At 72.5% G+C, this 13,923-nt stretch carries 16 protein-coding genes; 8 read left to right on the forward strand and 8 right to left on the reverse strand.

Translation table 11 applies throughout. From position 1 onward, the window contains the following. The first annotated feature begins 289 nt into the window (after nt 1-289). From ACIBVQ_RS01680 to ACIBVQ_RS01690, 3 genes are all read left to right on the forward strand, one after another. Nucleotides 290-907, forward strand: coding sequence for an NADPH-dependent FMN reductase (locus tag ACIBVQ_RS01680; RefSeq protein WP_386190232.1), 618 nt, complete (start codon nt 290-292; stop codon nt 905-907). A gap of 107 nt (nt 908-1,014) precedes the next feature. Next, nucleotides 1,015-1,713: a TetR/AcrR family transcriptional regulator gene (locus tag ACIBVQ_RS01685; protein ID WP_352008718.1), complete on the forward strand. Its 699-nt coding sequence runs from the start codon at nt 1,015-1,017 to the stop codon at nt 1,711-1,713. Nucleotides 1,714-1,972: 259 nt separating this feature from the next. Continuing rightward, a complete protein-coding gene (locus tag ACIBVQ_RS01690) occupies nt 1,973-2,689 on the forward strand; it encodes a maleylpyruvate isomerase family mycothiol-dependent enzyme (protein WP_362910665.1) in 717 nt (238 codons plus the stop codon). 38 nt (nt 2,690-2,727) lie between these two features. Here ACIBVQ_RS01690 and ACIBVQ_RS01695 read toward each other — a convergent pair whose 3' ends face one another. Genes ACIBVQ_RS01695 through ACIBVQ_RS01705 form a run of 3 tightly spaced genes read right to left on the reverse strand, consistent with a single transcriptional unit; the run spans nt 2,728 to nt 5,221 of the window. Next, nucleotides 2,728-3,171 carry a dCMP deaminase gene (locus ACIBVQ_RS01695; protein ID WP_352008720.1) on the reverse strand — a complete coding sequence of 148 codons (444 nt, stop codon included), beginning with the start codon at nt 3,169-3,171 and terminating at the stop codon, nt 2,728-2,730. Between the two features lie 56 nt (nt 3,172-3,227). Beyond that, a complete protein-coding gene (locus tag ACIBVQ_RS01700) occupies nt 3,228-3,908 on the reverse strand; it encodes a response regulator transcription factor (RefSeq protein ID WP_352008721.1) in 681 nt (226 codons plus the stop codon). Next, nucleotides 3,881-5,221, reverse strand: coding sequence for a sensor histidine kinase (locus tag ACIBVQ_RS01705; protein WP_399174991.1), 1,341 nt, complete (start codon nt 5,219-5,221; stop codon nt 3,881-3,883). The genes ACIBVQ_RS01700 and ACIBVQ_RS01705 overlap by 28 nt, the downstream gene beginning before the upstream one ends. A 185-nt stretch (nt 5,222-5,406) precedes the next feature. On the opposite strand from ACIBVQ_RS01705, the gene ACIBVQ_RS01710 reads away from it, so the two are divergent. After that, nucleotides 5,407-6,279, forward strand: coding sequence for a CPBP family intramembrane glutamic endopeptidase (locus ACIBVQ_RS01710; protein WP_352008723.1), 873 nt, complete (start codon nt 5,407-5,409; stop codon nt 6,277-6,279). Nucleotides 6,280-6,407: 128 nt separating this feature from the next. After that, nucleotides 6,408-6,794: a hypothetical protein gene (locus tag ACIBVQ_RS01715; RefSeq protein WP_352008724.1), complete on the forward strand. Its 387-nt coding sequence runs from the start codon at nt 6,408-6,410 to the stop codon at nt 6,792-6,794. A 19-nt stretch (nt 6,795-6,813) separates the two neighbouring features. Here the strand turns inward: ACIBVQ_RS01715 and ACIBVQ_RS01720 are convergent, their stop codons facing one another. Further along, nucleotides 6,814-7,191: a hypothetical protein gene (locus tag ACIBVQ_RS01720; protein WP_352008725.1), complete on the reverse strand. Its 378-nt coding sequence runs from the start codon at nt 7,189-7,191 to the stop codon at nt 6,814-6,816. Nucleotides 7,192-7,503: 312 nt separating this feature from the next. Here ACIBVQ_RS01720 and ACIBVQ_RS01725 point away from each other — a divergent pair, with 312 nt between their 5' ends. Further along, entirely contained in the window at nt 7,504-8,169 is a 666-nt protein-coding gene (locus tag ACIBVQ_RS01725) for an AIM24 family protein (RefSeq protein ID WP_352008726.1), read from the forward strand. A gap of 27 nt (nt 8,170-8,196) precedes the next feature. Here ACIBVQ_RS01725 and ACIBVQ_RS01730 read toward each other — a convergent pair whose 3' ends face one another. Both ACIBVQ_RS01730 and ACIBVQ_RS01735 read right to left on the reverse strand, forming a co-directional pair. Continuing rightward, nucleotides 8,197-9,636: a hypothetical protein gene (locus ACIBVQ_RS01730; protein ID WP_399174994.1), complete on the reverse strand. Its 1,440-nt coding sequence runs from the start codon at nt 9,634-9,636 to the stop codon at nt 8,197-8,199. Between the two features lie 202 nt (nt 9,637-9,838). Next, the gene (locus tag ACIBVQ_RS01735; protein ID WP_352008728.1) at nt 9,839-10,798 is read right to left on the reverse strand and encodes a LysR family transcriptional regulator; all 960 of its coding nucleotides are present in this window, start codon (nt 10,796-10,798) and stop codon (nt 9,839-9,841) included. Between the two features lie 493 nt (nt 10,799-11,291). Here ACIBVQ_RS01735 and ACIBVQ_RS01740 point away from each other — a divergent pair, with 493 nt between their 5' ends. Beyond that, on the forward strand, nt 11,292-11,534 hold the full coding sequence (locus ACIBVQ_RS01740) for a hypothetical protein (RefSeq protein ID WP_386190236.1): 243 nt from the start codon (nt 11,292-11,294) through the stop codon (nt 11,532-11,534). A 36-nt stretch (nt 11,535-11,570) separates the two neighbouring features. Here the strand turns inward: ACIBVQ_RS01740 and ACIBVQ_RS01745 are convergent, their stop codons facing one another. After that, complete coding sequence (locus ACIBVQ_RS01745; RefSeq protein WP_386190237.1) at nt 11,571-12,392, reverse strand: patatin-like phospholipase family protein; 822 nt, start codon at nt 12,390-12,392, stop codon at nt 11,571-11,573. A gap of 164 nt (nt 12,393-12,556) precedes the next feature. Here ACIBVQ_RS01745 and soxR point away from each other — a divergent pair, with 164 nt between their 5' ends. Beyond that, nucleotides 12,557-13,033: a redox-sensitive transcriptional activator SoxR gene (gene soxR / locus ACIBVQ_RS01750; protein WP_352009444.1), complete on the forward strand. Its 477-nt coding sequence runs from the start codon at nt 12,557-12,559 to the stop codon at nt 13,031-13,033. A 9-nt stretch (nt 13,034-13,042) separates the two neighbouring features. Here soxR and ACIBVQ_RS01755 read toward each other — a convergent pair whose 3' ends face one another. Further along, on the reverse strand, nt 13,043-13,921 hold the full coding sequence (locus tag ACIBVQ_RS01755; RefSeq protein WP_386190238.1) for a sugar phosphate isomerase/epimerase family protein: 879 nt from the start codon (nt 13,919-13,921) through the stop codon (nt 13,043-13,045). Between the last annotated feature and the right edge of the window lie 2 nt (nt 13,922-13,923).

Genomic DNA, 13,923 nt, shown 5'->3' on the forward strand with positions numbered 1-13,923 from the left:
CCGGCCGGGCCGCGCCGCCCGGTGGGGTCCGGACCGGACGTCGAGGCGACCGTCCGCCGGACCTGCCGCGCGAGAGCCGTACCCGCGCTTCGAATTAAGTAAAATCCGTATTCGGATTCTAAGTCAAGGCTTGACCGAAGTGCCCGGGCTGTCGGTTGCGCGGTATTGACGGAGCGAGGAGAGCGCCGGATACTCGAAAAAGAATACTGATTCGGATTGACCGATGTCGTCGGTCCGGGTCCCCGCCGCACGACCGGCCGAACCCCCTCCCCACAGAGGAGACAGTGGAATGCAGCCCTTCGTCGTCGGACTCGGGGGCACGACACGCGCCTCCTCAAGCAGCGAGAACGCCCTGCGCCTCGCCCTCGACGCCGCGGCCTCCGCCGGGGCCAGGACCGAGCTGTTCGGCGCCGACTACCTGTCCGGCCTGCCGATGTACGACCCGGCGCGCCCACCGGGAGGCCCGGGGAGGCGCCTGGTCGAGGCGCTGCGCTCGGCGGACGGTGTGATCGTCTGCTCTCCCGGCTACCACGGGTCGGTCTCCGGTCTGGTCAAGAACGCCCTCGACTACGCCGAGGACCTCAGGGACGACGCCCGTCCCTACCTGACGGGCCGCGCGGTCGGCTGCGTCACCACCGCGTACGGCTGGCAGGCGGCCGTCACGACGCTGCAGGCACTGCGCACCATCGTGCACGCGCTGCGGGGCTGGCCCACCCCCCTCGGCGCGGCCCTCAACGTCGCCGAGGGTCGTGACGGGCGCGGCTGGAGGCCCGACGAGCGGGTGCTCACCCAGCTGCGCACCGTGGGATTCGAGGTCTGCGGGCGCGGCGTCGTCCCCCCGCCGCGGGGGGTACGCGGCGCACATCAGAACGGATCTTCGGATACTGCTACGGTGGGAACGCGCTGACAACCGGACCGAGGGGCGACGGCACCGCTGACGGCGACACCGTCGGCAGCACTGACGGCAGCACTGACGGGGCCCCTCGCGCGTCCACGCTGGGCGGAGGGAATGGCATGTCGGGAGGCCCGGCGACCGCCCCCGGGAAGGGCGGCCCCGAGGACCACGCGGGGGGCAGCTGGCTGCCCGGCCTGCACGAGGGTCTGCTTGAGGAGCCCCAGCAGCGCCGCAGCCGCCGCTCCGCCCTGCAGATCCTCGACGCCGCCAGAACGGTGCTGGCACGCGACGGCGTCGACGGCTTCACGATGGCCGCGGTCTCCGAGGCCTCGGGCATCTCCATCGGCGGGATCTACGGCCGCTTCGACGGCAAGCAGGGCCTGATGCGGGCGGTCGGGGACATGATCCTCACCCGCCTTGAGGACGACCTCACCGAACGGCTGGGGCGGGCCGAGACGACCCTGGCGGACGTGGTGCTCGCGTTCGTCACCTGCCTGTCCGAGGACGTCGCCTCCCAGGCCGTGCACCCCCTCGCCGAGCACTCGACGGACGACGAGCCGCTCAGGGCGCGCAAACTCCGCGCCCGTGAGCGCATGTTCGCCTCCTTCAGGCTGGCGGTGCTGCGCCACGAGGACGAGATCAGGCACGAAGACCCGGAGGCGGCCCTGCTGACGGTCTTCCACATGTGCCTGAGCAGCTTCCTGACCGCCTACGACCTCGGCGGCGGGCCGGGGCTGCCGAAGTCGGCGGCGCACCTGCGCGACGAACTGGCCCGAGCCGGTCTCGCCCACCTCACCTCCCCGGCTCCCCGGTCGTAGACCACGCCATCGGGCCCGCGACCGGAGCGTCGGCGAGCCGGGCCGTGTCACCGCCGAGGGCCGGATCGGGGAGCGTCCGGCTGAGGGCGCCGAACCCCACGGGCCCGGCGGCGCGGTCCGGGTCGCGACGGGGTCCGAAGCCCTGGCACGGAACCGGGCACCCGGCCGTGAGCGGCGTGACCACAGGCATCATCACAGGTGCTGACCTGCGGTGATGCCGCCTGTTGCCCCTCGCGCCGGGCGGGGTATCGCTCATGACATGAGCTCATCACCCAAGGATCCCCTGCCGGATCTCGACCCCTTCGACATCTTCGACACCGAGGCGGCCCGTCTCGACCGGTACTTCTCCGGGCTCGACGAGGAGGGCTGGAACCGCCCCTCCCGCGCGGCGGGCTGGTCGGTGCGCGACGTCCTCGGGCACCTGGCGGGGGAGGAGCTGTACAACCACGCCTGCCTCGACGACGACCTCGACGGGTTCTCGGCGATGCTCAGGCGCGAGGGGGTCGAGGGCGGGTTCAACGCCTTCAACGACTGGTGCGTGCGCCGCCGCAGGGACCTGCCCGTCGAGGAGGTGCTCCAGGAGTGGCGCGAGGCCAACGGCGAGACCCGCGCGCGCATGCGGGCACTCGGCCGGGAGGCGTCGCTGCCGACCCTGGCCGGGCCGTACCCCGTCGGGCTGCAGACCTTCCACTACGACTCCGAGTACGCCACCCACGCCGACGACGTCGGGGCGCCCGTCTCGGAGGAGGAGGCCGACGACCGGGCCTGGTGGCGGGCCAGGGTCGCGGTCTTCGTGCTCGCCGAGCAGGGCTCGCAGGCCCAGGTCGAGCCGACCGCGGAACGGATCTGGGTGTACGCCTACGACACGGCCACCCAGCTGCCCGTACCGATCTTCGTCGAGGCGACCGTCGGCAGGCTCCCCGACGACTACCCGATCGACCGCAAGGTCAGAGCCGCCCTGCGCTGCCTGGCCTGACCCCGCGACCCCTCGCAGGCCGTACGGCTCGCCCGTCCTCAGGACGCCAGGAGGTGCGCGTTCGGCCTGCGCGCGGCCTCGGCCAGCCCCGGGATCTCCAGCACCGTGACGCCCGCCGCGGTGAGTTCCTCGGCGCCGCGGCAGTCGACGAACAGCAGGGGCTCCCGCCAGGCCAGCACGACCCGCCGCACCCCGCTGCCGATGATCAGCGTGCTGCAGGGCACCGGGCGGGAGTGGCGCACGCTGCACGGCTCCAGGCTGCTGTAGACGGTCGCGCCGGGCAACCGGGGGTCACCGGGGGAGACCCTGGAGAGCGCGACCTCCTCGGCGTGCAGGTGGGGGCCGGTCTCCCGGGAGTGCCCCCTGGCGATCTCCACGCCGTCCGCGCCGACCACCACGGCGCCGACCGAGAAGGCGGTCGAGGAGGGCGGGCAGAGCCCGGCCAGGTCACACGCGAGCCGCAGCCACTCGTGGTCGTCCAACTCTCCCCCTCCGGTGGAACCCGTCCCCGCAACGCTACCGGCCCTGTCCGTGGTGCTCAGGTTCCCGGGTGGTCCTCCTGGCTCCTGAGGTAGGCCAGCACCGCGAGGACCCTGCGGTTGGTCCCCTCGTCCGGCGGGAGTGAGAGCTTGGCGAGGATGTTGCCGACATGTTTGCCCACGCCCGTCTCCGAGATGGACATCATCCTGGCGATCGCGGTGTTCGAGTGGCCCTCCGCGACGAGCGCCAGGACCTCGCGCTCACGCTCGGACAGTGCCGAGAGCGGGTCGTGGTGGCGGCGCAACAGCCTGCGCACGACGTACGGGTCGACCACGGTGCCGCCGTCGGCCACCTGGCGCAGTACGGCGGCGAACTCCTCGACGTCGACGATCCGGTCCTTCAGCAGGTAGCCGATCCCCCTGCCCTCCCCGGAGTCGATGAGCTCGTAGGCGTAACTCTGCTCGACGTACTGGCTGAGCGCGACCACCGCCAGCCCGGGGCGGGCGCGGCGCAGCTCGACGGCGGCGCGCAGCCCCTCGTCGGTGAAGCCGGGAGGCATCCGGATGTCGGTCACCACCAGGTCGGGGGAGTGCTCGGCGACGGCGGCCACGAGCGCCTCGGCGTCGCCGACCCCGGCGACGACCTCGAAGCCGAACCTGGCGAGCAGCCCGGCGAGCCCCTCCCGCAGGAGCACGGCGTCCTCGGCGACGACTACTCGGACGGGTCGTTCTGACCGCAAGGGATCTCCACACGTAGCAGGGTCGGTCCGCCGGGCGGGCTGGACATCAGCATTCTGCCGCCGGCGACGGAGACCCGGTCCGCCAGGCCGGTCAGACCGGTTCCCTCCTGTGGGTCCGCCCCGCCCCGGCCGTCGTCGGAGATCTCGACCACGAGGAGGCCGCCCGGCGCGCTCGCGGTGAGGGCGGCGCGCGTGGCGCCGCTGTGCCTGGCGATGTTGGTCAGCGCCTCCGCCGCCACGAAGTAGGCCGTCCCCTCGACGTGGGCGGGCAGCCGTTCCGGCAGGTCGGCGCGGACGGTCACCGGCACCGGGCAGCGGTCGGCGAGTTCGTCGAAGGCGGCGGCGAGCCCCTGGCCGGACAGTACCCGGGGGTGGATGCCGTGGATGAGCTCCCGCAGCTCGGCCATGAACTGTTTCGCCTGGCCGTGGGCCTGCGCCATGGCCTCGGCGGCGGGGGAGCCGGGCGGGACGTCGAGCCTGGCCATGCCGATCTGCAGGGTGAGGCCGACGAGCCGTTGCTGGGCGCCGTCGTGCAGGTCGCGCTCGATGCGCCGCCGTTCGGCCTCGAAGGCGTCGACCAGCCGCGCGCGGGAGCGTGAGACCTGTACCAGCTGGGCGCGCAGCCGTTCGCCGGGGCCGCCCTGGAGCAGCGCCCGCGCGAGGGCCGCCTGCGCGCCCGCGAGCACCGCGATCGGGTAGGGCAGCAGCGGCAGCAGCAGCAGGCCGGCCAACGCGTACGGCAGCGCCTCACCGAGGCCGCCGACCTCGGTGAAGCCCAGGGAGACCGGGTCCATCTCCCCGGCCACCAGGAAGGGGGCGGTCAGGAACGAGACCGTCAGCAGCGCCAGCAGCAGCACGACGGCGTAGACCACGGGCCCGGCCGTGGCGAGCAGGAGGGCGTAACCCAGCTCGCGCCAGGTCGCCGCCTCGGTGTAACGGGTCCGCAGCCACGGCCACGCCCCCGGCGCGGGCGGCGCGCGGTGCCCGGAGACCAGCGGCGGGGAGCCGACCATGCGTGTGCGCAGCCGTTCGACCCTGGCCAGGGCGGTCGCCACGACCGGCCAGAGGGCCACGAGCCCGGCGCCGAGCAGGATGAGCGCGACGGCGGAGCCGGGGGACAGCGGCCGCCCGCGCGCCTGCCGCAGCAGCACCAGGCCCCACGGCCACGCGAGCGCCCCCAGCGCCAGCACGGCCCCCGCCGTCAGCGGGATCCCGGTCAGCAGGTAGCCCGCGGAGCGCCACGGCCAGCCCGTGGCCAGGAAACGGCGGTCGGTGACCGCCTCAAGCGGGGTTCTCGGTTCTCGGGACGGCACGCGCCCCACGCTAGCCCGCCCGCTCGTCCCGTCCCATCCGTCTGGCGGTAGTTCCCGGGTACGGCCGGCCACCCCCGGATCGGGTGTTCCGGCGTAGTGACCGTGGCTCGGGGCGGGTGATGTGCTGACGCGGCGTCCGGGACGGTCCCGGATGTGAACGGAAACGAGAGAAAGGCGGAACGGCGGTGGCGTGGAAGGACAGGGGCGTGCTCGCCTACCTGCTCATCACCTTCGGGGTCTCCTGGGCGGGGATGTTCGCCGTACGGCTGCTGCTGGGGATGTCCCTGGCAGACCCGCTGGCGCAGTTGTCGATGGCCTTCGTCCCGGCGATCGCGGCGTTCGTCGTACGCCGCTGGGTGACAGGGGAGGGGTTCGGCGACGCGGGCCTGGCGCTCCGGCTGCGAAGTGCCTGGCCCTACTACCTGGCCGCCTGGTTCGGCCCGCCCGCGCTGGTGGTCATGTCCGCCGGGATCGCCGCGGCCACGGGACTGGCCGACCCGAGCCTGGCGTCGTTCGACGACGTGCTTCCCGGCCTGCCGGGGTGGGCCTTCCTGCTGCTGCTGGTCGGCCTGATCCCCCTGCTGTCCCCCCTCTACTGGGGGGAGGAGTTCGGCTGGACCGGCTACCTGCGGCTGCGCCTTTTTCCCGGCCGCCCGGTGCTGGCCTCCGTCGTGACCGGCCTCATCTGGGGCGCCTGGCACTACCCCCTGGCCTTCCTCGGGTACGTCGAGTACGCCGACGTCGTGGCCGGGCTGCTGATCTGGACCGTCTCCTTCCAGTTCCAGGAGATCCTTCTCGGCTGGCTCCGCCAGCGCAGCGGCAGCATCTGGCCGTCGAGCCTGGCGCACGCGGGCAACAACATGGTCCTGTTCCTGCTGGTCGGCATGTTGCTGGGGAAGGAGGGCGCGCGGTTCGGCGGCTCGGCGACCGACCTGATCGTGATGGGGCCGCTCGTCCTGGCCTCGATCCTGGTCGTCGTCGGCGGCCGGGGGAGGCGCTCCCCGAGGAACGCCGTCACCGGGAGCGGCAGGGCCGCCGGAGCCGTCGGAGCCGGCTGACCGGACGGCGGTTCACGGCGGCCCCAGCCGGTGTCTCACGCCCCGGAAGTGTTCTTTGCCATGCGCCCGTTACTGTGGATTGAGAGCTGGTCACAGAGGGATGTCATGACTGGTCACAGGGGGGCGCCATGAAACGCATCATCGCCGTCACGGCTCTTGTCATGGTCACCACGGTCGGGCTCGTCGTCACCGGGACCGGCACCGGGACCGCGGCGCGGGCGCTGCCGAAGGACAACGGCAGGACACCGGTGAGCCGGTCACAGTACGAGACGCTCCTCAACCAGTGCTCCTACGCCGCGACGGCGCGGCGCAGGGCCGAGTGCCGGGACACGGTCAGGCAGGACTACCGGGCGGGCGGCGAGGAGAACCCGGACCTGGACTGCCGTGAGTACTCCGGGGTCTCCGTGTGCGGCAGGCTGCGGCTGAGCCCCGCCGAGCGGGCGTGCGTGCGGGACTCGGTCGCCAAGGGGTTGACCTACCGCCGCGCCGAGGTCGAGTGCTACGCGTTCACCTGACGGGCGGCCGGGGCCCCGGTCAGGGCTTCCACTCCTCCTTCCAGCCGGGACGCAGGCGGTAGCCGTACGCCGTCTCGGTGAGCGCCTCGGTGAGCACCTCGTCGCGGATGGCGGCGACGGCCAGGGCGTGCGCCTCACCCGCGGTGAGGCTCTCGCCCTCGCGGATGCGGCCTTCGAGCCCGTCGAGGACGGCCCGGTTCCTGGTGAACATCTCGACGATCCTGATCTTCGCCTCGCTGTTCGAGCGGATGTGGTCGATGAACCCTCGGCCGCTTCCCGGGCCGAGGGTCCTCTCCCCGAGGGTGGCGACGAGGTCGGTCTCCGCGGCGAGGGCTTCGGCTCCGGCGACCTCGCGCCTGATGGTGTGGAACAGCCAGCCCGCGATCTCGGCGGTCACGTCATCTCCTTGGACATGCGCTGCCCCGGCGGCAGTCGCGATTATTTACGATCATTAATCGCAATTCCGGTCCTGTCGACAGGGGGCGGGTCGCCCACCGTCACGGCAGGACGGGCCCGGCGGGACGGGCCGATGGCCGGTCTTCGCCACCCGCCCGTCCGGACTCGCTCACGAGGCGGTAGCGTAACGACCAGATGTAGTGATTTTTCGGTGATTCGCCTGATGGTTGGGCATTTTGGGCTCGGGGGGAACTCCTCTGTCGTCCCACGCGTCATTCCGGTGTGAATCCCCCGACACCGAGAGGCATCGCCTGTGCGTAGCTCGTTCTTCGGAAACCTCGACCAGGGGCAGGTTCCCGGTCACTTCGCCCTGCAGAACGCCAAGATGCTGCGGGTGCACCTGAACGGGGAGGTTCTGGCCCGGCAGGGGTCGATGGTCGCCTTCCAGGGGCAGATGGACTTCGACTACGAGGGCGGCGGCGTGGGCCGCCTGCTGAAGAAGATGGTCACCGGGGAGGGCGCGCCCCTGATGCGCGTGCGGGGCCAGGGCCTGCTCTTCCTGGCCGACAACGCCGACGACGTCCACCTGTTCTACCTGGAGAATGAGGCGATCACCGTCAACGGCAGGAACCTGCTGGCCTTCGATCCGCAGCTCACCTGGGACATCCAGCGGGTGCAGGGCGCGGGCATCGCCACCGGCGGTCTGTTCAACACCACCGTCCAGGGCACCGGGTGGGTGGCCGTGACCGCGCACGGGGCTCCGGTCCTGCTCGACGCCTCCCGTATGCCCACCTACGCCGACAGCCAGTCCGCGGTGTGCTGGAGCACGGGTCTGCGCGTCGGCGTCAACCGCACCTTCAAGGCCTCGGCGCTCATCGGGCGCGGCAGCGGCGAGGCGGTCCAGCTCGCCTTCCAGGGGCAGGGGTTCGTCCTGGTCCAGGCGAGCGAGGGCCCGATCGTCCCGCAGAACGGCGGCTGACACCCCGGCGGGCGGTCCCGGCCGGGGTCACCGGGGCGGCGCGGGACGGGCGGCGCGCCGGAAGAAGGCCGCGATCGCGTAGGGGTCGACCGGGTCGGTGAGCAGGGCGAGCATCTCCTCCCGGCGGGCCGGGTCCACCTTGAAGGGATGGCCGAACACGTGCGGCCCGGTCCCGTCGTCCAGCAGCCTGGTCAGCATCAGGTCGCCCGGACGCGCCTGGGAGGGCAGCAGCTCGTCGGCCAGCGTGACCGGCCGCCCGGCCTCGTCCGCCGCGTCGCGCAGGGTGATCCGGTCGTCGTGGACACCCAGCACCTCCCACAGGCGCAGCGGCGTCCCGCGCCACGAATCGAGCAGCCGGACCTCGTCCTCGCGCAGCCACTCGCCCCGCGCGTCGAGGAACTCGCCGACGACGTCGTTCTCGAACAGCGCCAGGTCGGCCAGGGCGGGCTCGGCGACCCGGACGCTCAACCCGACCAGGTCGTCGATCAGGCGGCGCCTGGCCGGGCGGTCTCCGTAGGCCAGCAGGCCGCGGAACAGGTGCGCTGCCCGCGCGGGCAGCGGATCACCCGGGTCGGTACGGCACGCGGCGTACTCGGCCGCGTCCCGCTCGGCGGGAGCCAGCCCCGGCGACAGCGCCAGCACCTCGGCGATGATCCCGGACGCCTCGAACGAGCGGCCCTCACCCTCGGCCGACCTGGCGGCCAGCAGCAGCGCCGCGGGGTCGGTGCGCGGCAGGGCCTCGACGAGCCGCGCGGGCAGCGGCTCCCGCTCGACCTCGTCGGCGATCCTGGTGAGCACCGCCGCCGAGCGGCCCAGGTAGGTCAGCGCCCGCGACAGGTCGGCGCCCTCCCCGTAGGTGCGCAGCGCGCTGCGCACCAGGGCCAGCCTGACGACGTCGAGCGGGGCGAGGTCGGCGACGGAGTCCGGCTCCCACGGCGCGCCCACGATGCCGACCCGGCCGCCCCGGACCTCCAGCGAGGCGCCGTTCAGCAGCGGGGCGAGCGGCGGCAGCGGATCGGCGAACGTCTCGGGGTCCTTGGCCAGCAGACCGAGGACCGCGACGTCGATCGAGACCCCGGGACTCGGCTCAAGCCCCTCGGCGAAGGCGCGCAGCGCCTCGAAGGCCCGCTGGGCGAACTCCTCGGCGACCCGGACCGCCCGCTCGGCGGAGAACCCGGCCAGCGTCGTGGTGGACAGCTCGAACCCGCCCCCGCGCAGGCGCAGCGCGACCACCTCCTCCGGCCGCACCGCCGAGAGCCAGCCCTCAGGCCCGGTGAGGTACGGCTCGCCGGCCTCGACCACGGTGCGCACCGTGCCGCCCCCCGCGAGCGGCAGCCCGTCGCCGTCGGCGAGACGGGCCCACAGCCGCAGGTCGTCCACGGCCCGCAGCGTGCCGTCCGTCAGCTCGGCCCTGGTGGCCAGGTGCGTCAGCACCGCGCCCTCGCTCAGCGTAAGAAGCTCACTCACCCGTCCATTGTTCTCGACGTTCCCGCTCCGCCGCACCGGGCCCCGGCCGGGGCCGGAACGTCAGGACGCCGCCGTCCCTTCGGAAAGGGGCGGCGGCGTTCGGGGACGGGGGGTCGGGACCCGGCCGTTCTGGCCGGGCGGGTGGTGAACGCGGGGGGTACGGGTTCTCCGCGGGCTCCGCGCCGGATGTCTCATCGTCGCGTCACGGAGAGGTGCCGAAACGCGGGTTGTCGGCGAGCCACGCGGCGTAGCGGACGCTCTGCCGTACCGCGTCGGCGTGGGCCGCCTTGGCGTGCTCGACGATCGAGGCGGCGGCTCGCGCACCCGGGCCTTCCGGATGCCAGCCGAGCAGTTGCCGCCACCGCAGCGGCGCGTCCACAAGCGGTACCAGCGCCACTCCCGGTGTCGGCTGGAAGGTCGCCTGGCACAGCACGACCGCGCGGCCGACCTTGGCCAGGTGCATGCATGTCGCCACGTCCGTCTCGTAGATGGTCTGCGGCGTGAAGCCCGCGCGGGCGCACGCCGTGGCGAAGCAGTCCCCGAAGCAACTGTCACCCGGGGTGACCGCCCAGCTCTCGCCTGCCAGTTCGGCCAGTGTCACCTCCTTCCGATCCACGAGGGGATGGTCCTCGTTGAGCAGGACGAAGACCGGGTCCATGCCCACGGTCAGCCACACCACCGGTCCCTCGACCGGCGGGGCGCTCTCCCCGCAGGCGCCGATGAGCGCGAAGTCGATCCGGCCGAGCATCACCATCGTGGTCAGCTCCCTGGCCGACCACGACGTGTACGTGCTGACCGGTGTCGACGGCCACGCCCTGGCGAGCCGGTCGACCAGCCCGCCGAGAATGGGACCGTTGGTGGCTCCCAGCCGGTAACGGGGGATGTCACCGGTGGCGTTGGCGAAGCGGACCGCCTCCTCCTGGAGTTCCCTGGCGGCCGGCAACAAGACCATCGCCCTGGACAACACCAGTTCCCCGAGAGGTGTGGGCCGCGCACCGTTGTGGTCGCGTTCGAAAAGAGCTCCCCCGAGCACTCGCTCAATCCGTTTGAGCTGCGCGGTCAGCGCGGGCTGTGCCAGCCCGAGATGGCTGGCAGCTTTGGTGACGCTCCCGGCCTCTGCGACCGCGCGCACGATCCTGAGGTGTCGGAGCTCGAGATCCATACCGGGAAGGTAAGGCTAAGACGTTATGGCCGCAATGCAAACCGTGTCACGAAATCTGACTCAATTTCGTGAAAGCGCTCCAATGGAAGGGAACAAGGAATGCCGAGAGGCGCGGCGCAGGCGGGACGGGGCAGGTGGAGGCCCGTGACAACGGGAGCCGATCCACGCGGTCCCACCGGGGAAGACCTGCTCCGAGAGCCCTGTCATCCGCACGTTACTCGCAATGGGACGTTTATGCACGCATCGGGCGAAGTGTCGATAGATCACACCAGAGAAACACGAACATGAATATCTCCGTCGCCATACGGACCGGGGCGTAGGCCGTACACGACGCCGCGGGTCCCGGCCAGGGCTCCTGGAAGGCCCGCAGGGGGCCCACAGGGGGCCACAGGGGGCCGTGGAAAGGCTTTCGGGGATCACCCGGAGTAACACGCCCGAAAGGGGTGAGACAAGGTCCTGGGGCCGTAAGCCGATCCGGGAAGGAGAGCGGAGCATGAGCGAGGAACGACAGGCGGACGTCCAGGCGCTGTCCACGACCGACACCCGCGTCTACGAGGCGGTGGCCGTGCTCGCGGTCGACACCAGGACCGCGAACGTCGAGGAGATCGTCCACGCCACCGGCCTGCCGGAGCAGGCCGTACGGCACAGCGTCGAGACCCTCACCAAGGCGGGCTGGCTGACGGCCGACGGCGGGTCCTACGCCATCGGCCGTCACGACTGGAGCGTCGAGCGCTGACCTCCCCGACGGGTCCGCGCCCGCCGGGCCGTACGGTCAGAACCGCCAGACCTTGGCCACGACCTCGGCGACGTCGGGGGCCTGGGCGAGGCCCGCGGCGAAGGCCGGCCGCCACAGGGTGGGGTTGAGGATGTCGATCCCGAAGACGGAGATCGCCGCCTGGTCGGGCGCCACGTGGGCGACCGCCGCGTCCCCGAGCGTGGTGACCTCCGCCTCGAAGCGCTCCCTGGTCTCCAGATGCGCCAGCGGCTCGACGACGACCACCGCGGAGCTGCCCGCGGCCAGGTCGGCGTTGGTCACCGAGCGGACTCCGCCGTCCATGTAGTGGCGCCCGCCGATCTCCACGGGCGGGAACACGCACGGCACGGCGCAACTCGACGCGACGGCCGAGGGCAGCGGGACACCCGAGTGACGGTCCCAGACCACGAACCCGCCGGTCGCGGTGTCGACCGCGGTGACCAGCAGCCGGCGCTCCGGCCACTCCTGCACGGGCAGCCGCCTGCCGATCTCCTCGGTCCTGGCCCCGGTGTCCCCGGTGCCGAGGGCGAGCGCGCCGACCCGCCGCCTGGCCTCCTCCGGGTCGAGGGAGGAGTCGTGGAGCAGGCCGAAGACGGTCATCACCGCCTCGGGGTCGACCTGCGGGGACGCGGCGGGCTCGGCCTCCGCCTGCGCGACGACCGCCTCCTCCAGGTCGACGCCGGTGGTCATGAGGGTCCCCACGACCGATCCGGCGGACGTGCCGATCACGAGATCGGCCTCACCCAGGTCAAGGCCCGCCCGCCGCAGGCCGGTCACGATGCCCGCCTCCCACGCGATTCCCGCGATTCCTCCGCCGCCAAGCACCAGTGCTCTCGTCATGTCCCCATTGTCGCGGTCGCGGGGAGTGTCCGCCTGTGTCGCGCATCCCCGGCCGGTTCGAGCCCCCGGGAGGACGATCCACGCCGGATGGGGAAAGGTCGTGATTCCAGCGCGCAACCTCAATCAAGGTGAAGGTCGCGTTAGAGTGGAATGTGTCCGCGAATATGGAGCTCACCGTCGGCCAGCTCGCCTCGCGCAGCGGGGTCGCCGTCTCCGCCCTTCACTTCTACGAGGCCAGAGGCCTGATCAGCAGCCGCCGTACGGCCGGCAACCAGCGCCGTTTCAGCCGTGACACGCTGCGCAGGATCGCCTTCATCCGGGTCTCGCAGCGGGTCGGCATCCCGCTGAGGACGATCCAGGACGCGTTGTCGGCTCTGCCGGACGAGCGCACCCCGACCCGCGACGACTGGGCCAGGCTCTCGGCGGCCTGGCAGAGCGAGCTGGACGACCGCATCAGGCAGCTGCAGTTGCTCAGGGACGGTCTGACCGACTGCATCGGCTGCGGCTGCCTGTCCCTCGACCGCTGCGCGCTGATCAACCCCGACGACAAGGCGGCGGCCGGCGGCCCCGGCTCACGGCTGATGCTGCGCCCACGGGAGTGCCCGGTGGACTGCGACCCGCCGAAGGCCGGGGTCGCCTGAGGACCGTCCTCAGAGGCCGTGCGCGCTCAGCCAGAGCCGGTTGGCGCGCTGGTCGGCCATGGCGCGCCCGACGTCCTGGCCGGGGCCGGGCGCGTCCTGCTCGACGACCAGCCAGCCCTCGTAGTCGCGCAGCTCGCGCAGGACACCCGCGAGGTCGACCTCGCCCGCCCCGAGCGGGGGGAAGGCGTCGCCCGCGATGACCGCGGCCAGGTCGCCGCCCGTGGCCCGCGCCCGGTCACGGGCCCGCCTGCTGGCGTCCTTCAGGTGGACCTGCCTGATCCGGTCGCCCCACAGCCGCAGCGCGGTCACGGGGTCACCTCCGGCGAGCCAGAAGTGGCCGGTGTCCAGGCAGATCGAGACGTCGGTGAGGTCGAGCAGCCTCTCGACCTCCTCGGGGGTCTCCACGAGAGTGCCCAGGTGGTGGTGGAAGACGGGTTCGAGACCGCGGTCCCGGCAGCGGTCGGCGGCCTCCTGCACCCGTGAGGCGAAGTCGGCCCACGCCTCGCCGGGCAGGCCGGGGGCGACACCCTGGGCGAACCGCCTGCGGTGCGGCGGACAGGCCAGGGTCAGGCGGGGGGCGAAGCGCGGGTCGGCCACCGGAACGCTCGCGAAGATCGCCAGCGCCGTGTACAGCCCGGCCAGTCCGGCGGCGAAGGCGTCCTCGTCGTCGTAACGCAGGTCCACCTGGCCGCCCGCCAGGCCCATCCCGGTCCTGGCCAGCCGGTCGAGCAGTCCGCCGCCGGTGCCCAGGTAGCCGATCGGCCCCGAGTCGATTCCCTCGTAACCGGCCTCAGCCAGCCCGTCGAGCAGGAGGTCGGGGCTCGGTGTACCGCCCCCTGCCCGGTTGATCCCGAAGTTGACGGGCGCGTTCGCGACCTTGATCGACATGG

The organism is Streptosporangium sp. NPDC049376 (assembly GCF_044466505.1).
GTDB lineage: Bacteria > Actinomycetota > Actinomycetes > Streptosporangiales > Streptosporangiaceae > Streptosporangium.

Coding starts and splice junctions, on each gene's coding strand:
- ACIBVQ_RS01685 (WP_352008718.1), top strand. CDS start 1,015: ATGTCGGGAGGCCCGGCGACCGCCCCCGGGAAGGGCGGCCCCGAGGAC.
- ACIBVQ_RS01715 (WP_352008724.1), top strand. CDS start 6,408: ATGAAACGCATCATCGCCGTCACGGCTCTTGTCATGGTCACCACGGTC.
- soxR (WP_352009444.1), top strand. CDS start 12,557: ATGGAGCTCACCGTCGGCCAGCTCGCCTCGCGCAGCGGGGTCGCCGTC.
- ACIBVQ_RS01745 (WP_386190237.1), bottom strand. CDS start 12,392: ATGACGAGAGCACTGGTGCTTGGCGGCGGAGGAATCGCGGGAATCGCG.
- ACIBVQ_RS01755 (WP_386190238.1), bottom strand. CDS start 13,921: ATGTCGATCAAGGTCGCGAACGCGCCCGTCAACTTCGGGATCAACCGG.
- ACIBVQ_RS01735 (WP_352008728.1), bottom strand. CDS start 10,798: ATGGATCTCGAGCTCCGACACCTCAGGATCGTGCGCGCGGTCGCAGAG.
- ACIBVQ_RS01740 (WP_386190236.1), top strand. CDS start 11,292: ATGAGCGAGGAACGACAGGCGGACGTCCAGGCGCTGTCCACGACCGAC.
- ACIBVQ_RS01680 (WP_386190232.1), top strand. CDS start 290: ATGCAGCCCTTCGTCGTCGGACTCGGGGGCACGACACGCGCCTCCTCA.
- ACIBVQ_RS01690 (WP_362910665.1), top strand. CDS start 1,973: ATGAGCTCATCACCCAAGGATCCCCTGCCGGATCTCGACCCCTTCGAC.